This window comes from Streptomyces sp. T39 (assembly GCF_008042045.1).
In the GTDB taxonomy this organism is placed as follows: domain Bacteria; phylum Actinomycetota; class Actinomycetes; order Streptomycetales; family Streptomycetaceae; genus Streptomyces.
In genome coordinates, this window is the sequence record NZ_RDBP01000054.1 from 102,135 (window position 1) to 118,861 (window position 16,727).

Below are 16,727 nucleotides of genomic sequence, written 5' to 3' on the forward strand. Positions count from 1 at the left end.
GGCACGGTGGTGCGGATGGGGCTGCTGGCCCTGTTGTGGGGGTCGGCGTTCCTGTGGACCGAACTCGCCCTGGAGGGCGGCCTGTCGCCGGGCCTCATCGCCTTCGCCCGCTGCGCGCTCGGCGCGCTGGTGCTGGTGGCGGTCTGCTTCGTGACCGGTCGGCGGCTGCCGTCGGACGCGGTGACCTGGCGGCGGCTGCTGGTGGCTGCGTTCTTCTGCAACGCGCTGCCGTTCGTCCTGTTCGGCATCGGCCAGCAGTCGGTCGACTCGGGGGTGGCGGGTGTGCTCAACGCGACCACACCGCTGTGGTCGCTGCTGATCGGCCTGGCCACCGGTGCCGAGCGCGGTGTCCGGCCGGTACGGGTGGCCGGTCTGCTGCTCGGTTTCACCGGTGTGCTGCTGATCTTCGCGCCCTGGGACGGCGGTGGACTCCTCGGACCGGGCGCGCTCGCGATCCTGGGCGCGGCCCTCGGGTACGCCGTGGCCTTCGCGTACATGGCGCGCAGACTCTCCGGCCGGGGCGGTGACCCGCTCGCGCTGTCGGCCGCGCAACTGGTGACCGCGACGGGCTACGGGGTGTTCGCCGTCCCGCTCACCGGGAGCGGCACGGGGGCGTGGGGCGCGGTGGAGCCGTCGGGCGTGCTCGCCGTCGTCGCGCTGGGGGTCCTGGCCACGGGGTTCACGTTCGCGCTGACCAACCGGCTGATCGCCGACGAGGGACCGACGACGACCGCCGCGGTCGGCTACCTGCTGCCCGTCGTGTCGGTGGCACTCGGCGCCGTCGTGCTGGGCGAGGAGGTGGGGCCGCGGGTGGTGGCGGGGATGGGCGTGGTGCTCGTCGGCGTGGCGATGAGCCGCGGCGGGACACCCCGGGGTACGGGTGCGGCGCAGGGCGCGGTAACGTCGGGCGGCCTCGATGATCGGAGTCGTAACGATGCCACGGATCTTCACCGTCTCGGACAGCGTCGTGATCGACGCGTCCCCCTCGGACGTCTACGCCCAGGTGAGCGACCCGACGCTGATGGGTCGCTGGAGCCCCGAGAACCGTGGCGCCGTCGTGCGCGACGCCTCGGGCGGGACACGGGTGGGGACGGTCTTCGACGGCCGCAACACCCGGGGGCCGCTGTCGTGGACGACGCGCTGCACCGTGACGGCGGCCGACCCGGGTGAGCGTTTCGCGTTCCGGGTGCGGGCCATCGGACTGCGGCGGCCGGTGCTGCGGGGCCCCATCGCGACCTGGGAGTACCGCTTCGAGCCGGCCGAGGGCGGGGGGACGCGGGTCACGGAGACATGGACGGACGACCGCCGGGCCTGGCCGGACGCGCTGGCCGGTGTGTTCGACCGGATCGCGACGCGCGGGCACACCTTCGCCGACTTCCAGCGCCGCAACATCCGCACGACGCTGGCCAACCTGAAGAAGGCGCTGGAGACGCCCGCGGCCTGAGGCGTTCCGTACGGACGGGGCGGACTGTGCGGGCCGGGTGGGCCCCGCCCCGGCCGTCCGGGCGGGGGCGTCCCGGCCCGGGAGCCCGCGCGCGCCGCACCTCGGCCGTCCGGGCTCAGGCCGCGGGGTCGTCCTCGCCGGAGAGGCCGGCGGCCGTGGTCGCGAGGGCGTCCAGGACGGGCCGGATGAGCGGGTGCTCCTCGGCGCCCCTGCGGACCGCGGCGAACACCCGGCGGGTCGCCGCCGGGCCGGAGACCGAGCGCACCACCGCGTCGTTCAGCTCCATGCCGCGCAGCGCGGACCGGGGCACCAGGGCCACCCCGGCCCCGGCGCCGGCCAGGGCGACCACGGCGCGGAAGTCGTCCGACTGGTGCACCAGCCTCGGCTGGAAGCCGGCGAGTTCGCAGGCGAGCAGCACCATGTCGTGGCAGGGGTTGCCCGGGTAGGGGCCGATCCAGTCGCTGCCGGCGAACCGGGCGAGCTCCACGCGCTCCGCGGAGGCCAGCGGGTGATCGGCCCGCAGGACGGCGTCGAAGGGTTCCGCGTACAGCGGCACCCTGAAGAGCCGCCGGTCGCCCGCGCCCGGCGCGCCCCGGTACTCGACCGCGACCGCCAGATCCGCCTCCCCGTCGAGGACCAGGGGGAGGCTCTCGTCGCCCTCCGCGTCACGCACCCGCACGCCGATGCCCGGCCGCTCGCCGGCCAGCCGCACGATCGCGGGCGCCACGACCTCGGCGATGCCCGTGGCGAACGCCGCGACGGTCACCTCGCCGGCCGCGCCCTGCGCGTACGCGGCCAGCTCGGCCTCGGCCCGCTCCAGCTGGGCGAGGACGGCGTGGGTGTGCCCGAGCAGGATCTCCCCCGCCGCGGTCAGGGTCGCGCCCCTGCCGCCGCGGATCAGCAGGGTGTGGCCGGTCTCCTGTTCCAGCGCGTTGAGCTGCTGGGACACGGCGGACGGGGTGAGGTACAGCGCGGAGGCCGCGGCGGTCACCGTACGGTGGTCCGCCACGGCCCGCAGGATGCGCAGCCGGCGGGGGTCGATCACGCCGTCATTGTGTCACCGGCCGCGGCACCCGCCGGCCGCCCACCCGACGGCCGGGTTCACGCCCCGGTCCGTGCGCCGGCCGCCCCCGGGACGGGGCCGGGTTCACGCCCCCGCCTCGGCCTCCATTGCGGCGCGTGCGTCGGTGAACGCGGCGACCACGCGCTCGACGTCCTCGGTCGAGTGGGCGGCGGACAGCTGGACGCGGATGCGTGCCTGGCCCATGGGGACGACCGGGTAGGAGAAGCCGATCACGTACACCCCGCGTTCCAGCAGCAGCTCGGCCATCCGGCCCGCCTCGGCGGCGTCGCCGATCATCACGGGCGCGATGGCGTGGTCGCCGGGGAGGATCTCGAAGCCGGCGTCCGTCATCGCCGAGCGGAACTGCGCCGTGTTGGCCGCGAGCTTCTCGCGCAGGTCCCCCGCGGACTCCAGGAGGTCCAGCACCTTCAGGGAGGCGGCGGCGATCACGGGCGCCAGGGAGTTGGAGAAGAGGTAGGGGCGCGAGCGCTGGCGCAGCAGCTCGACGATCTCGGCGCGGGCGGCGACGTAGCCGCCGGAGGCGCCGCCGAGCGCCTTGCCCAGGGTGCCGGTGATGATGTCCACGCGGTCCATCACACCGTGCAGTTCGGGGGTGCCCCGGCCGCCGGGGCCGACGAAGCCGACGGCGTGCGAGTCGTCGACCATGACCATCGCGTCGTAGCGGTCGGCGAGGTCGCAGATCTCGGCGAGGGGGGCGACGTAGCCGTCCATGGAGAAGACGCCGTCGGTGACGACCAGCCGGCGCCGGGCGTCCTGGGTCTCCTTGAGCTGCTGCTCCAGGTCGGCCAGGTCGCGGTTGGCGTACCGGTGGCGCCGGGCCTTGGACAGGCGGATGCCGTCGATGATGGAGGCGTGGTTGAGCGCGTCGGAGATGACCGCGTCCTCGGGGCCGAGCAGGGTCTCGAAGACACCGCCGTTGGCGTCGAAGCAGGAGGAGTAGAGGATGGTGTCCTCCTGGCCCAGGAAGGACGACAGGCGCTGCTCCAGCTCCTTGTGGATCTCCTGGGTGCCGCAGATGAAGCGGACGGACGCCATGCCGTAGCCCCAGCGGTCGAGGGCGTCCTTGGCGGCGGCGACGACCTCGGGGTGGTCGGCGAGGCCGAGGTAGTTGTTGGCGCAGAAGTTGAGCACGTCACCGGCGGCACCGCCGGCGGTGACGGCGACGGAGGCGCTCTGCGGGGTGCCGATCACCCGCTCGGGCTTGTAGAGCCCGGCGTCGCGGATCTCGTCGAGGGTGGTGCGGAGGTCGTCGCGGACGGACGCGTACATGAGGGGTCTCCTTGAGGCGGTCGCCCGGCGGGGCGAGGGGCGGGACGCGGGGCGGTCCGGACGGGCTCAGACGGTCCAGTCGAGGATGATCTTGCCGCTGCGGCCGTGCGCGGCCTCGTCGAACGCGGCGTCGAAGTCCTGGTAGCCGTAGCTGCCGGTGATCACCGGGCCGAGGTCGAGGCCGCCCTCCAGCAGCACCGTCATCGCGTACCACGTCTCGAACATCTCGCGGCCGTAGATGCCCTTGATGGTGATCATCGAGGTGACGATCTTCGACCAGTCGACGGCGAACTCGTCGGCGGGCAGGCCGAGCATGGCGATGCGCCCGCCATGGGTCATGTTGTCGACCATGTCGCGCATGGCCTCGGGGCGGCCGGACATCTCCAGGCCGATGTCGAAGCCCTCCTTGAGACCGAGCTGCCGCTGGGCGTCGGCGATACCGGTCTCGGCGACGTTGACGGCGAGGGTGGCGCCGGCCTTGCGGGCGATCTCGAGCCGGGGCTCGCTCACGTCGGTGATGACCACGTTGCGCGCGCCGGCGTGGCGGGCGACGGCCGCGGCCATGATGCCGATGGGGCCGGCGCCGGTGATCAGCACGTCCTCGCCGACGAGCGGGAAGGACAGCGCGGTGTGCACGGCGTTGCCGAACGGGTCGAAGATCGCGGCGACGTCCAGGTCCACCGGGGTGCGGTGCACCCAGACGTTGGACGCGGGCAGCGCCACGTACTCGGCGAAGGCTCCGTCGCGGCCGACGCCGAGGCCGACCGTGCTGCGGCACAGGTGCCTGCGGCCGGCGAGACAGTTGCGGCACTTGCCGCACACCAGGTGGCCCTCGCCGCTGACGATGTCGCCCACCGAGATGTCCGCGACGTCGGCCCCGACGGACGCGACCTCACCGACGAACTCGTGGCCGAGGACACGGGGGGTGGTGACGGCCTGCTGCGCCCAGTGGTCCCACGACCTGATGTGCAGGTCCGTGCCGCAGATGCCGGTGCGCAGCACCTTGATCAGCACATCGCCGGGGCCGGTCTCGGGCTCCGGCACATCCATGAGCCACAGCCCGGGCTCGGCGTGCTGCTTGACAAGTGCCTTCATCGATACGGCTCCAGGCATGCGACGGGGACTGACCGGATACCGAAAATACGGCTCCGCTCAGTGGACGGGCTCCAATCTGCCCAGCTCGGAGCGTCGCGTCCATCGAGGTTTTCTTAAGCGGGCCCACAGCGCAGCTTCACGGGGTCCCGGCACCCCGGTGCCCGGCCGGTCACGCGGCCCGGCGCCCGGCCCCCGCAGGGCACGCCCCGGCAGCTGCCGTCGCCGCCGAAGCACCTCGTCGCAGCAGCTCAGATGGTGTGGTCGCCCGGCTGACGGGCCGCGACCCCCAAATGCTCGCCGACCCGGTTGACCATCAGCGTCATCTCGTAGGCCACCTGGCCGACGTCGGCCTCGGCGGAGGTCAGCACGCACAGGCAGCTGCCGTCGCCCGCGGCGGTCACGAAGAGCATGGCCTCGTCGAACTCGACCATGGTCTGGCGGGCCCGGCCCGCGCGGAAGTGGCGGCCCGAGCCGCGGGCGAGGCTGTGCAGTCCGGAGGAGACGGCCGCGAGGTGCTCGGCGTCCTCCCTCGCGAGCCCGGTGCTCGCTCCGGTCACCAGCCCGTCGTTGGAGAGCACCAGCGCGTGCGTGATGTGGTCGACCCGCTTCGTCAGGTCGTCCAGCAGCCAGTCGAGTCCCTTGTCCAACGCCATCGCGGTCCTCCCCCTCGTACGTTCCCCGTGGCCGTACGTCTGCCGGTAAGCCTTTCGTACGCGGCGTTCCTCGGCAAGGTCCTCTCCCCGCGAAACGGCACCGCCCGGCCATGATCCGCGCAGGTCCGCCGGTTTTGGCGGGTGCGCGCGGAGCCGGCGGGCGCGCGGTGCGCGCCGAGGCGCGCACCGCCGAGCCGCCCCGCGCGCCGAATGCGACGCGTTCGACCGGCGGCGCACATCAGGAACCCACGGAGTCGAGCATGCGGGCGGTGTGCACCCGGCCCGCGTACTCCACGAGGCGGACGAGCACCTCCTTCCCGGAGTCCTTGTCGCGCGCGTCGCACAGGACGACCGGTGTGCCGCGGTCGAGGTCGAGGGCGCGCGCGACGTCGTGGGCGCCGAACGCCCGCGCCCCGGGGAAGCAGTTGACGGCGACGACGAACGGGATCCTGCGGTGCTCGAAGTAGTCGACGGCCGGGAAGCAGTCACCGAGGCGGCGGGTGTCCGCGAGGACGACGGCGCCCAGCGCGCCCTGGGAGAGCTCGTCCCACAGGAACCAGAAGCGGTCCTGTCCGGGCGTCCCGAAGAGGTAGAGGGAGAGTCCCGAACGGATGGTGATGCGGCCGAAGTCCATGGCGACCGTCGTGGTGGTCTTGCGGGCGACGCCCTCGGTGTCGTCCACACCGCTGCCGGCCTCGCTGAGCGGTTCCTCGGTCCGCAGCGGGCGGATCTCGCTGACGGCTCCGACGAGGGTGGTCTTGCCGACGCCGAAGCCGCCGGCGACGAGGATCTTGAGGGCGAGAGCGCCGGTGTCCTCGCCGGTGCGCTGTGGGCTCTGCGCGGCCGGGGCGCTCTGCTCGGGCGGCGTGGTCCGGGTGCTGTCAGGGGCCATGCGTCGTCTCTCCCAGGAGGTGTCGGGCGGGGTGGCGGGCGGGTGAAGGGGCCCGGCGCACGACGGTGATCGAGCGCTGCACCGGGTCGTCCCAGTCGAGGACCAGCCGCGCGTCCTTGCCCGGCGTCATCAGCTTCAGCAGGTTCACCAGGTTCGTGCCGTACAGCTGGGAGGCCTGGGCCGGCWGCCGGCCCGCCAGATCGGTGTACCCGATGATCGTCACGCCGTTCTCCGTGACGGTCTTCTCGCCCTTCACGGTGCCCACGACGTTGCCGCCGTTGGCGGCCGCCATGTCGACGACCACCGAGCCCGGCTTCATGGTCGCCACCATCTCCGCGGTGATCAGCGTCGGCGCGGGGCGCCCGGGGATCAGGGCGGTGGTGATGACGATGTCGGCCTCGCGGCACTGCGCGGCGTAGAGCTCCGCCTCGCGCGCCTTGTAGTCGTCGCCCATCTCCTTGGCGTAACCGGTCTTGGAGACCTCCACCTCGGGCGAGGAGATGGAGAGGTACTCGCCGCCCAGCGAGCGGACCTGGTCGGCCACCTCCGGCCGCGGGTCGGTCGCCCGTACGACCGCGCCGAGCGAACCCGCCGCGCCGATCGCCGCGAGACCGGCGACACCGGCGCCCGCGACGAGCACCTTCGCCGGGGGCACCTTGCCCGCCGCCGTCACCTGGCCGGTGAAGAAGCGCCCGAACTCGTGGGCGGCTTCGATGACGGCCCGGTAGCCGGCGATGTTCGCCATGGACGACAGCACGTCCATCGACTGCGCCCGGCTGATGCGCGGCACGGCGTCCATCGACAGCGCCGTGAACGGACGGCGGCCCAGCTCCTCGACCATCTCCGGGTCGAAGGCCGGCGCGAACAGGGCGATCACCGTCGCCTCCGGCCGCACCCGGTCCAGCTGGGACGGGGCCGGGGCGTTGACGCCCAGCACCACGTCCGCGCCCGCCGCGTCGCCGATCGTCGCACCGCCCGCCTCGTAGGCGCTGTCGGTGAAGCCGGCCGCGACGCCCGCGCCCGGGTCGACGACGACTTCGTACCCCAGTTTGCGGATCTGTTCGATCGTGGCCGGCGTTGCCGACACACGACTCTCACCTGCCCGCGCCTCCTTGAGGACTCCGACAATCACGAGCGTTCTCCGTTCGCTGCTTTGGCCATAAACGGCATTTTTCAACTCGATCAGCAGTGCGCCCGGCCGTGGACCGGGGCACGTCGATCAGCTTGGCCGTCGGAAGCTCCCCTTGAACAGCACCTGCCAGTGAGGTACACGCAACACTCGACGGGGCCCGCATCCCGTGCATCACACGGATCGCGCGCGGCGCGGGCGGGGCGATCCGTCCCCCGAGGGCGGGCGAGGAGACCCGGGACGGGACCCGGACAGGCCCGGAAAACGACCGAGGGGCCGCTCCGGATTTCTCCGAAGCGGCCCCTCGACCTGCGACTCCTTCGAGTCGGGACGACAGGATTTGAACCTGCGACCCCTTGACCCCCAGTCAAGTGCGCTACCAAGCTGCGCCACGTCCCGATGCCCGTGACCTGGGGTTTCCCCCTGGCCGAACGCGCATGAGAACAATACCGCACTCTCACCCGTGGTCACGAACCCATTGGCGGCGCCCACGCACACGACCGGAGCCCGATCTCAAGCACGCGTGAGCTTGCACCGTGGGGTCCATGGACACGACAGGACTCCCCTCCCCCGACCACCGCGCCCCGGGCGCCCGACGGCCACCGACGGCCACCGACGGGAGCGTGGCACGACGGACACGATGCGTGACCGATGTGTCTCCACCACCCGGCTGCCGGACGCGGAGCCGAGGCTCGCCCCGGTCATCGCCGAGATCAGCCGCGAAGCCGTCACCCCCCGCACCGGAACGCCACCCCCGCCGCGCGATCACCATCGGCCTCCGGGAGCGCCCCCGGGGCCGGGCGCGCCACGGAGCGTGCCGGAACGGCCCCCGGTCGGACGCGCTCGGCGCGCCGCCTCACTCCGCCCGGCGCGCTCCCAGCTCCGGGTGCGCGTCGCGGAGACGGGCCGGAGCGGCCTGGCGCCACGAGTCCTCCAGGATGGCGCGCAGCTCGGCTTCGTCGTCCAGGGCGGCGAGGCGCACGCGCAACCAGGCGTAACCGTCGTCGTGCCCCTCCCGGAGGAAGAACTTGCCGGGCTCGGCGGCGATCAGCCCGGCCCGGTCCTCCTTGGGGCACTTGACCCCCATCACCCGGTCCTCGTCGTCGAGCGAGGCGAAGATCCGGCCCCGCGCCTCCAGCCGGAAGGTGGGCATGCCCCAGGCGAGCCTCTCCTGGGCGGCGGGCAGCGAGAGGGCGATCCTGCGGACGTCATCGGCGGTGGCCATGCGCCGACGGTAATGCGCTCCACCGACAACCGCGCGGGGGAACGGCCCCCCGCCGCCGGTCCCGGCCCGCAGGCGCGCGGGTGGCCGGGTCGCGGCGCGGAGGGGCTCGTGACACGCGCTTGCGCGCTGGGGCGCGCGCTCCCCAGCGGGGTCGTCCCGTTCGCGCGCCGTAGGTCACCCCCGTGCGCTGGTCTCTGCGGTCCGTTCCCGCCCCTGAACGGTGACTTTCGGTCCCAACCGGCGATGAATCGATTCCGCGCCCGGGCGCGCACGTTCACCACGGAGCACGGGAACGCCCCCGGAAGCGCCGTTTCGCGCCGACGGCGGGGAACTCCGGGCCACCGGCATGTGGCAGCGGGACGTTCACGGGGAATGGTCGGGGTTGGCCGTGGCCGGGGCAGGAGGGGCGCTTCGGCACCACGCCGTACATCACTCCCGCCACACGTCAATGCCCCTCATTTCAGCCAATGTTGGAATCCGTCTTGTTCCGGTCGGGAAGGGTCAACAGGCTGAGGTGGTCGGCCTGTTCGGGACGGGGTCACTGCCGGTGCACCACCTGCTCGCACACGTGCGCGAGCAGCCGTTTCGCGGAGGGGAGCTCGCGATGGACGGATACTTCGCCAGCCGGTGGCACCACCGGCTGCGCGACCAGGTGAGGGAGTTCGCCGAGCGGGAGGTGCGGCCCCGCGTTCCGGCCATGGAGTCGGCCCGGACGGTGGACCGGGAACTGTCCCGTCACGTCGCGCGCCAGGGCTGGCTCGGTGTGACCATCGCCGAGGACTACGGCGGCACGGGCCTCGGCCACCTCGCCAAGACCATCGTCATCGAGGAACTGTCCCGGGTGAGCGGTGCCATGGGGGCCATGGTCCAGGCCTCCCAGCTCGGCGTCGCCAAGATCGTCCACTTCGGCAGCGACGAGCAGAAGAAGACCTGGCTGCCGGCGATAGCCGCCGGTGAGTGCCTGCCGACGATAGCCGTCACCGAACCGGAGTCGGGCGGCCATGTGCTGGGCATGGGGGCCACCGCCGTCCGTGACGGGGACGACTATGTGCTCAACGGCCGGAAGGTGTTCGTCGGCAACAGCCACGTCGGCGATCTGCACGGCGTGGTGGCCAGAACGGGTCCGGGTTCGGGCGGCCTGACGGCCTTCCTCGTCGAATCGGACCGGCCCGGCTTCCGGGTCGGCGACCAGAGACCGACGATGGGCCTGCACGGCTTCAGCTTCGGCGAGCTGTTCTTCGACGACTGCCGCGTCCCCGCGTCGAGCCGGCTGGGCGAGGAGGGCGACGGGCTGGCCGTCGCGTACTCGTCCAGCGTGCTGTACGGCCGGGCCAACCTCACCGCGGTGTCCCTCGGCATCCATCGCGCCATCCTGGAGGAGACGACGCGCTTCTGCGAGGAGCGCACACGGTACGGCAAGCCGCTGCACGAACTGCCGTCGGTGAAACTGAAGCTGGGCGCCATGCAGTCCCGGCTGATGACCTCGCGGCTGGCCGCCTACCACGCGGTGCACCTGCTCGACGAGGGCCTGCCCTGCGACGCGGAGCTGATGAACGCCAAGCTGGTCAACGTGGAGTCGGCGATCGACTCGGCCCGGTGCGCCATGGAGGTGCACGCCGCCGCGGGGCTCTTCACCGACCGCCCCGTGGAGCGGTATCTGCGCGACGCGCTGCACATGTTCGCCCCCGCGGGCACCTCGGACATCCAGCTGCTGCGGCTCGCGGAGGTGGCGCTCGGGACGGCGAAGGGGCAGTGGTCGCAGCAGCTCCGTGACGTCGTGCGGATGGCGCACGCGGGCTAGCGTCCCGTGCGGCCCGGGACCCCGGGCCGCACGGGAGGCGTCAGATCCGGCCGTCCTCCCGGCGGTGGATCTGCTCGATCAGTTCCGCGGCGAGCGATTTGATGGTCTCCAGCCCCGCCCGGCCCCAGGGCCGCGGTTCGGTGTCGACGACGCAGATCGTGCCGAGCGCGATGCCCGTGCGGTCGATCAGCGGCGCGCCGAGGTAGGAGCGGATGCCGATCTCGTCGACGACGGGGTTGCCCGCGAACCGCGGGTAGTCGCAGACGTCCTCCAGCACCAGTGCCTTGCGCCGCACCACCACGTGCGGGCAGAAGCCGTGGTCGCGTGCCATGTAGCGGCCGACGTCGGACGAGGCGGCGGCGTTCAGGTCGCTGCCCGTGCGGGTGCCGCCGGGCGTGTGCAGCCCCGCGAAGAACTGCTGGTGCTCGTCGATGAAGTTGACCATCGAGTACGGGGCGCCGGTCACCTCCGCCAGCCGCTGCGCGAACGCGTCGAAGGCGGCGTCGGGGCGGTCCCCGAAACCCAGCTGGCGCAGCCTCGCCACCCGGGCGGGCGCCTCCCGGTCCACCGGGGTGAGCAGCAGATGGCCGGCGGGGTCGTACGTCATCGCGGTGCTCCATGGCTCGGTGCCGTGCCCGGCACGACGGCGGGTGTGGTGGTGAGCAGATGCTGGACGAGGGTGACCAGGGTCCGGATGCCGGAGCTGGCGATGCGTGCGTCGCACAGCACGACCGGCACCTGCGGTCTGAGGTCGATCGCCGCCCGGACCTCCTCGGCGTCGTAGCGGTAGGCGCCGTCGAACTCGTTGACGGCGACGACGAATCCGATGCCGCGCCGCTCGAAGAAGTCCACGGCCGAGAACGACTCCTCCAGGCGCCGGGTGTCGGCGAGGACGACCGCGCCGAGCGCGCCCTCGGACAGCTCGTCCCACAGGAACCAGAACCGCTCCTGGCCGGGGGTGCCGAAGAGGTAGAGCACATGGCGGGCGTCGAGCGTGATGCGGCCGAAGTCCATGGCGACCGTGGTGGTCCGCTTCGACTCGATGCCGTCGAGGCGGTCGGTGCCCACGCCGACCTGGGTGAGCAGTTCCTCGGTGCTGAGCGGGTCGATCTCGCTCACCGCGCCGACGAACGTCGTCTTTCCCACCCCGAAGCCGCCGGCCACCAGGATCTTCAGCGCGGTCGGGAAGTGGTCTCCGCTCCCGGCGTCACCGCGGTCACAGACGTCGTCGCAGTCCATCGAGCACCGCCTCCAGCAGTGAACGGTCCGTGGGTGTGTCATGGGTGCGCGGCGCCCGTGCGGTGACCGCGCCGCAGTCGACGAGGTCGGAGAGGAGCACCTTGGTGACGACGGCGGGCAGTCTCAGGTGGGCGGAGATCTCGGCGACGGACGTCGGCCCGTGGCACAGGCCGAGGGCCAGGGCGTGCTCGGGGCCGAGGGGCGCCTGGGGCGTGGTCCCGGTCGCCATCACCAGGGAGAGCAGGTCGAGCGCCGCCGTCGGACGCGTACGGCCTCCGCTGACCGTGTACGGCCGGATCAGCCGCCCGGCCGCGTCGTCGAGCCACGGTCCGTCCTTGGGCGAGGGCACCGTCACTGCCCCGGAACGCTCGTGGCCCCGGCGGCGGTGCGCGCCGGTGTGGCCAGATAGGGGCGCACGCTCTTGACCAGCATGGCCATCTCGTAGCCGAGCACGGCGGCGTCGGCCTCGCGACCGGCGAGCACGGCGAGACAGGTGCCGGATCCTGCGGTGGAGACGAACAGCAGGGTGGAATCCAGTTCCACCACCACCTGCCGTACCTCCCCGCCGTCTCCGAAGCGGGCCCCGGCGCTCCGGCCGAGGGAGTAGAGCCCGGACGCGAGGGCCGCCATGTGGTCGGCACTGTCGCCGTCCAGGCCGTGCACGGATTTCACCAGCCCGTCGGAGGAGAGCAGCACCGCGTTGCGGGTGTGGGGCACGCGCTGGACGAGACCGCTGAGCAGCCAGTCGAGGTCCGAGACATGACCGGCCGGCATCTCGCTCGCCATGGTCATCTACTCCTTGGTGGTGGGGTCGTGGCGGTACGGACCCGGCTCGGCGGCCGCGGGCGCGGAAGCGCTCGGGTGGGCCGACTCGGCGAGTCCGATGCCGCGCTGGAATGCGGCCATCAGGCCGGGGTCGTGCAGGGCGGGGTCCTCGTCCGGCCGCGGCGCGGGTGTCTCGCGCAGCTGCGGGACCAGGTGCTCCTGGCTGCGGCGCCGCGGCAGCCGGGGGCGGCCCGTCGTGCCGTCCGCCGGTGTGGGGAGCGGGGGCTCGCCGGGGTCGTGCGAGGGCCGCGCACCCATGACACACCCACGGACCGTTCACTGCTGGAGGCGGTGCTCGATGGACTGCGACGACGTCTGTGACCGCGGTGACGCCGGGAGCGGAGACCACTTCCCGACCGCGCTGAAGATCCTGGTGGCCGGCGGCTTCGGGGTGGGAAAGACGACGTGTCCTGCTGCGCGCGCAGCACGTCACGGCGGGACTCGCGGTGGAGGTCGAGGACCGCGGCCTCGGCATGCCCGCCGGGGAGCAGGAGAAGATGAACGCCCTGCTCACCGACCCGGACCAGGTCAACGTCGCCCATCTGCTCCAGGACGGCCTGGACTCCCCCGTAGATGTTGGACTGGAGTCGTACCGCGATGCCGTGCCGGCGGGCGAGGGCGGAGACCACGAAGAGGCCGATGCGGCCGTCCTGGAGCAGATGGGCGACGTTGACCTGGTCCGGGTCGGTGAGCAGGGCGTTCATCTTCTCCTGCTCCCCGGCGGGCATGCCGAGGCCGCGGTCCTCGACCTCCACCGCGAGTCCCGCCGTGACGTGCTGCGCGCGCAGCAGGACCTGGGTGTGCGGCGCGGAGAAGAGGGTGGCGTTCTCGACGAGTTCGGCCAGCAGGTGGATCACGTCGGCGACGGCGTGTCCGCGCAGCGTCCCGTCGATGGGCGGGACCAGCTTGACGCGCGGGTACTGCTCGACCTCGGCGATGGCCGACCTGAGCACCTCCGTCATGGTGACCGGACGGGACCACTGCCGGCGGGAGACGGCTCCGCCGAGCACGGCGAGGTTCTCGGCGTGCCGCCTGATGCGGGTGGCGAGGTGGTCCACGTGGAAGAGGCCCTTGAGCAGCTCCGGGTCCTCGACCTCGTTCTCCAGTTCGTCGAGGAGCTGGATCTCCCGGTGCACGAGGGACTGGAGGCGGCGGGCGAGGTTGACGAAGACCTCGACCTTCTGTTCGTTGCCGACGCTGCTGGAGAGCCTGGACGCCTGCACGACCGCCGTGACGGCGGCGTCGTGCGACCGGGTCAGTTCGTGGGTCAGCAGGTCGAACTCGTCCCCGCCCCGGGGTCCGGCCACCGGGGCGCGCCGGGGCGGGGGCCCCTCGCCGCGGCGGAGGCGGTCGACGACGGTGCGCAGCTCGGCCTGGCCCCGGGCGGCGGTGCGCCGGAGGGCGGACGCGCGCCCGAGAACGGTCCTGGCGGTCCGCTCCGCGCCCAGGGCGGCGGCGGCGACGGCCGTTATGGCGATCGCGGCCATGCCGAGGAGGACGACCCAGAGGGTGAAGGTCGGTTCGGGGGAGGCCGCCCGCAGGACGAAGATCACGGCCGCCGCGCCGCAGAGGGCGGCGACCACCGTCGGGAGGACGGCGGTGCGCAGGAGTTGGGGTCGTATGCGGGCTTCCGGCGGGAGCGGGGAGGCGTGCGACGACCGGCCCGGCGACGACAGGGTGCGGGGGCCTGGCCGGCCGTGTCGCCCGCCCTCGCGGCGGTCGGACCGCGGGGCGGGTGCGCGAAGTTGAGACATCAGCGTCCTTGGTACGTGGGGCCCCAGGAATCGGTGTGGTGCGGATGGGCGACGGCACGCGGGCGGGCCGGGGAAACAGGGGGAACGGAGCCCGCCGTTGATCGCCGGCAACACACGGTAGTCGCGCCCGGAGCGCGCCCGGGAGGCAGTCGGCAAACTTGCCCGCCGAAGGTCCCGCTCTGGTATGAGGCGCCGCACGGCCTTGCGAATCGCCGTCCGCGCGGCCGGCCCCGCGTGTGACCCGCGCCTGGTGACGGGCCCGCCCGCCCGGTCCGCCCGCGGCGGGGGGCACCCGTCGGGCGGCGGCTCCGGGACCGGGGGCCGGGCGCACGATTCCGTGTCACCACACCCGAAAGAGTGACCCCGGGTCACCGCCCATGACGGACGTCCGGTGCGCGCGCCGGGGCGGGGCCTCCCCCGCCCCGGCGTCCGCCCGGCGCCTTCAGGACGGCCGTGTCCCGGCGGGAGACGGGGCCTCGTCCGGCGCCCCGGGGGCGAAGGGCCCGTGGAGGGCGGCCCATTGGAGGAGCAGGACGGTCTTGCCGTCGGCGATCCGGCCGTCCCGGATCATGGCGAGGGCCTCGGAGAAAGGGAGTTCGAGGACCTCGATGTCCTCGCCCTCGGCCTCGACGCCGCCCCCGGTCCCCGTCCGGTCGGCCGGGGTGTAGGGGGCGGCGAAGAAGTGGAGGCGCTCGGTCACGGAGCCCGGGCTCATGTAGGCGGCGAGGACGCGGGTGAGCGGGCCGAGGGTGACGCCGAGTTCCTCGGCGCTCTCGCGCCGGACGGCGGCCTCCGGGTCGTCCGCGTCGAGCAGCCCGGCGGCCGCCTCGACGAGCATGCCGTCGGGGTGGCCGTTGACGTAGGCCGGGTAACGGAACTGCCGGGTGAGCAGCACCCGGCGGCGTGCGGTGTCGTAGGGCAGGACGACGGCCCCGTCGCCGCGGTCGTAGGTCTCGCGCTGCTGGGTCTCCCAGCGCCCGTCGCGGCGGCGGTAGTCGAAGGTGGTGCGGCGCAGGACGTGCCAGCCCTGGGAGGTGAGCTCGACGTCGCGGACCACGACGCCGGGGTTGCGGTCCAGGCCGCGGCCCTGCCGGTCGAGGCCGGTCCGGCCGCGGTGGTCGGGGACGTCGACGCCGGGGCGGCCGGTCACCGGGCGTCCTGCGGGGTGTGGTGGGGGACGTCGGCCACGTCGTGATGGACGGGCAGGCCGCGCCGGCGTGCGGTGGCGGCGTCCTCGTCGGCGCCGGAGCGGCAGGGGCCGGCAATGAGCATGAGCAGGGGTTTGTCGTTCATGGCTGGTACCGTACACGCAGAAACGTGCAAGAACAGGAGAGAGTGTGCATGCTGGCTGCTGAACGACGCGACCATCTGCTCGGTCTGCTCGCCCGCGAGGGCAAGATCGTCGCCAAGGACGTCGCCGCCGAACTGGGGATCTCCGAGGACAGCGTGCGGCGCGACCTGCGCGATCTCGCCGCCGAGGGACTGTGCCAGCGCGTCTACGGGGGCGCGCTGCCCGTCTCCCCCGCCGTGGTCGGCTACGCCGCCCGCCAGTCCGTCGCACCGGACGGCAAGCAGCGCGTCGCCAGGGTGGCGGCCGGCCTGGTGGGGCCGGGCGGCACCGTGATCCTCGACGGCGGGACCACCGCCCTCGCCGTCGCCCACGCGCTCCCGCGGGACCTGGACTGCACCGTGATCACGCACAGCCCGACGATCGCCGCGGCCCTGCTCGACCACCCCCGTGCCGAGCTCTTCCTGCTCGGCGGCCGCGTCTTCAAGCACTCGGCGGTGACCTGCGGCGCCGCCGCGGTCGAGGCGGCCCAGAACGTGTCGGCCGACCTCTGCCTGCTCGGCGTCACCGGCGTCCACCCCGACGCGGGCCTGACCACCGGGGACGCCGAGGAGGCGGCGATGAAGCGCGCCCTGTCCGCACGGGCCGCGGACACCTGGATCCTCGCCTCGTCCGAGAAGATCGGCACGGCCTCGCGGTTCCGCGTCCTCCCCTTCGGGAAGATCACCGGCCTGATCACCGACGCCGCCCCGGACGACACGGTCGTCGCGGGCCTCGGCACCCTCGGTGTGCAGGTGCTCACCGCCCCTTGACCCGCCGGGCCGCGGTCGCGCACCGGGGCTGCGCGGCCGGCATCTCCAGCAGCCGCCCCCGCCCGCGGCAGGGCCCCGCCGGAGCGGGGGCCGGCCGCGGGGGCGCGGAGGTCTCAGGTCTCGACCACCGCGTCGGTGGCGGGGCGGTCCTGCGGGGTCGCGTCCAGGGCGGCGACCGGGGTGCGCCAGTGGGGGCGACCGGGGTGCGCCAGTGGGG

The 16,727-nt window shown here is 73.3% G+C and carries 17 protein-coding genes, 1 tRNA gene and 1 pseudogene; 4 read left to right on the forward strand and 15 right to left on the reverse strand.

Annotation, left to right across the window (positions count from 1 at the left end):
* Positions 1–15 precede the first annotated feature (15 nt).
* A pseudogene (locus EAO77_RS32710) lies at positions 16–840 on the forward strand (DMT family transporter); the annotation flags it as partial.
* A gap of 94 nt (positions 841–934) precedes the next feature.
* A complete protein-coding gene (locus tag EAO77_RS32715; RefSeq protein WP_147991951.1) occupies positions 935–1,444 on the forward strand; it encodes an SRPBCC family protein in 510 nt (169 codons plus the stop codon).
* A gap of 115 nt (positions 1,445–1,559) precedes the next feature.
* Here the strand turns inward: EAO77_RS32715 and EAO77_RS32720 are convergent, their stop codons facing one another.
* The 8 genes from EAO77_RS32720 to EAO77_RS32755 form a co-directional block, all read right to left on the reverse strand.
* Positions 1,560–2,489, reverse strand: a complete 930-nt coding sequence (locus EAO77_RS32720; RefSeq protein ID WP_147991952.1) for a LysR family transcriptional regulator — start codon at positions 2,487–2,489, stop codon at positions 1,560–1,562.
* 102 nt (positions 2,490–2,591) lie between these two features.
* Positions 2,592–3,797 carry a glycine C-acetyltransferase gene (locus EAO77_RS32725; RefSeq protein WP_147991953.1) on the reverse strand — a complete coding sequence of 402 codons (1,206 nt, stop codon included), beginning with the start codon at positions 3,795–3,797 and terminating at the stop codon, positions 2,592–2,594.
* A gap of 66 nt (positions 3,798–3,863) precedes the next feature.
* Entirely contained in the window at positions 3,864–4,892 is a 1,029-nt protein-coding gene (tdh, locus tag EAO77_RS32730) for an L-threonine 3-dehydrogenase (RefSeq protein ID WP_147991954.1), read from the reverse strand.
* A gap of 248 nt (positions 4,893–5,140) precedes the next feature.
* Positions 5,141–5,545 (reverse strand): roadblock/LC7 domain-containing protein, encoded by a 405-nt coding sequence (locus tag EAO77_RS32735; protein WP_147991955.1) that lies wholly within the window; start codon positions 5,543–5,545, stop codon positions 5,141–5,143.
* 238 nt (positions 5,546–5,783) lie between these two features.
* Entirely contained in the window at positions 5,784–6,437 is a 654-nt protein-coding gene (locus tag EAO77_RS32740; protein ID WP_261994249.1) for a GTP-binding protein, read from the reverse strand.
* Entirely contained in the window at positions 6,427–7,524 is a 1,098-nt protein-coding gene (locus EAO77_RS32745) for a Re/Si-specific NAD(P)(+) transhydrogenase subunit alpha (RefSeq protein WP_315986124.1), read from the reverse strand. The genes EAO77_RS32740 and EAO77_RS32745 overlap by 11 nt, the downstream gene beginning before the upstream one ends.
* A gap of 367 nt (positions 7,525–7,891) precedes the next feature.
* Positions 7,892–7,965 (reverse strand) — tRNA-Pro (locus tag EAO77_RS32750).
* 457 nt (positions 7,966–8,422) lie between these two features.
* On the reverse strand, positions 8,423–8,791 hold the full coding sequence (locus tag EAO77_RS32755; protein WP_147991956.1) for an MmcQ/YjbR family DNA-binding protein: 369 nt from the start codon (positions 8,789–8,791) through the stop codon (positions 8,423–8,425).
* Between the two features lie 604 nt (positions 8,792–9,395).
* Between EAO77_RS32755 and EAO77_RS32760 the strand changes: the two genes are divergently transcribed.
* Positions 9,396–10,592 (forward strand): acyl-CoA dehydrogenase family protein, encoded by a 1,197-nt coding sequence (locus EAO77_RS32760; RefSeq protein ID WP_147991957.1) that lies wholly within the window; start codon positions 9,396–9,398, stop codon positions 10,590–10,592.
* Positions 10,593–10,632: 40 nt separating this feature from the next.
* Here the strand turns inward: EAO77_RS32760 and EAO77_RS32765 are convergent, their stop codons facing one another.
* From EAO77_RS32765 to EAO77_RS32795, 7 genes are all read right to left on the reverse strand, one after another.
* Entirely contained in the window at positions 10,633–11,199 is a 567-nt protein-coding gene (locus tag EAO77_RS32765; RefSeq protein WP_147991958.1) for a GAF domain-containing protein, read from the reverse strand.
* Positions 11,196–11,831 (reverse strand): GTP-binding protein, encoded by a 636-nt coding sequence (locus EAO77_RS32770; protein ID WP_147991959.1) that lies wholly within the window; start codon positions 11,829–11,831, stop codon positions 11,196–11,198. The genes EAO77_RS32765 and EAO77_RS32770 overlap by 4 nt, the downstream gene beginning before the upstream one ends.
* On the reverse strand, positions 11,809–12,180 hold the full coding sequence (locus tag EAO77_RS32775; RefSeq protein ID WP_147992069.1) for a DUF742 domain-containing protein: 372 nt from the start codon (positions 12,178–12,180) through the stop codon (positions 11,809–11,811). The genes EAO77_RS32770 and EAO77_RS32775 overlap by 23 nt, the downstream gene beginning before the upstream one ends.
* 2 nt (positions 12,181–12,182) lie before the next feature.
* Complete coding sequence (locus tag EAO77_RS32780) at positions 12,183–12,617, reverse strand: roadblock/LC7 domain-containing protein (protein WP_147991960.1); 435 nt, start codon at positions 12,615–12,617, stop codon at positions 12,183–12,185.
* Positions 12,618–12,736: 119 nt separating this feature from the next.
* Positions 12,737–14,410 carry a sensor histidine kinase gene (locus EAO77_RS41555; protein WP_410088743.1) on the reverse strand — a complete coding sequence of 558 codons (1,674 nt, stop codon included), beginning with the start codon at positions 14,408–14,410 and terminating at the stop codon, positions 12,737–12,739.
* A 442-nt stretch (positions 14,411–14,852) separates the two neighbouring features.
* Positions 14,853–15,560 carry an NUDIX domain-containing protein gene (locus EAO77_RS32790; RefSeq protein ID WP_147991961.1) on the reverse strand — a complete coding sequence of 236 codons (708 nt, stop codon included), beginning with the start codon at positions 15,558–15,560 and terminating at the stop codon, positions 14,853–14,855.
* Positions 15,557–15,703: a hypothetical protein gene (locus EAO77_RS32795; RefSeq protein WP_187283518.1), complete on the reverse strand. Its 147-nt coding sequence runs from the start codon at positions 15,701–15,703 to the stop codon at positions 15,557–15,559. The genes EAO77_RS32790 and EAO77_RS32795 overlap by 4 nt, the downstream gene beginning before the upstream one ends.
* A gap of 48 nt (positions 15,704–15,751) precedes the next feature.
* On the opposite strand from EAO77_RS32795, the gene EAO77_RS32800 reads away from it, so the two are divergent.
* Entirely contained in the window at positions 15,752–16,510 is a 759-nt protein-coding gene (locus tag EAO77_RS32800) for a DeoR/GlpR family DNA-binding transcription regulator (RefSeq protein ID WP_147991962.1), read from the forward strand.
* Positions 16,511–16,727: the final 217 nt, after the last annotated feature.

Excerpts from the sequence above, each read along its gene's own strand:
- EAO77_RS32715 (WP_147991951.1), top strand. The coding sequence starts at position 935 with ATGCCACGGATCTTCACCGTCTCGGACAGCGTCGTGATCGACGCGTCC.
- EAO77_RS32725 (WP_147991953.1), bottom strand. The coding sequence starts at position 3,797 with ATGTACGCGTCCGTCCGCGACGACCTCCGCACCACCCTCGACGAGATC.
- tdh (WP_147991954.1), bottom strand. The coding sequence starts at position 4,892 with ATGAAGGCACTTGTCAAGCAGCACGCCGAGCCCGGGCTGTGGCTCATG.
- EAO77_RS32735 (WP_147991955.1), bottom strand. The coding sequence starts at position 5,545 with ATGGCGTTGGACAAGGGACTCGACTGGCTGCTGGACGACCTGACGAAG.
- EAO77_RS32740 (WP_261994249.1), bottom strand. The coding sequence starts at position 6,437 with ATGGCCCCTGACAGCACCCGGACCACGCCGCCCGAGCAGAGCGCCCCG.
- EAO77_RS32755 (WP_147991956.1), bottom strand. The coding sequence starts at position 8,791 with ATGGCCACCGCCGATGACGTCCGCAGGATCGCCCTCTCGCTGCCCGCC.
- EAO77_RS32760 (WP_147991957.1), top strand. The coding sequence starts at position 9,396 with ATGGACGGATACTTCGCCAGCCGGTGGCACCACCGGCTGCGCGACCAG.
- EAO77_RS32765 (WP_147991958.1), bottom strand. The coding sequence starts at position 11,199 with ATGACGTACGACCCCGCCGGCCATCTGCTGCTCACCCCGGTGGACCGG.
- EAO77_RS32770 (WP_147991959.1), bottom strand. The coding sequence starts at position 11,831 with ATGGACTGCGACGACGTCTGTGACCGCGGTGACGCCGGGAGCGGAGAC.
- EAO77_RS32780 (WP_147991960.1), bottom strand. The coding sequence starts at position 12,617 with ATGGCGAGCGAGATGCCGGCCGGTCATGTCTCGGACCTCGACTGGCTG.
- EAO77_RS41555 (WP_410088743.1), bottom strand. The coding sequence starts at position 14,410 with ATGTCTCAACTTCGCGCACCCGCCCCGCGGTCCGACCGCCGCGAGGGC.
- EAO77_RS32795 (WP_187283518.1), bottom strand. The coding sequence starts at position 15,703 with ATGAACGACAAACCCCTGCTCATGCTCATTGCCGGCCCCTGCCGCTCC.
- EAO77_RS32800 (WP_147991962.1), top strand. The coding sequence starts at position 15,752 with ATGCTGGCTGCTGAACGACGCGACCATCTGCTCGGTCTGCTCGCCCGC.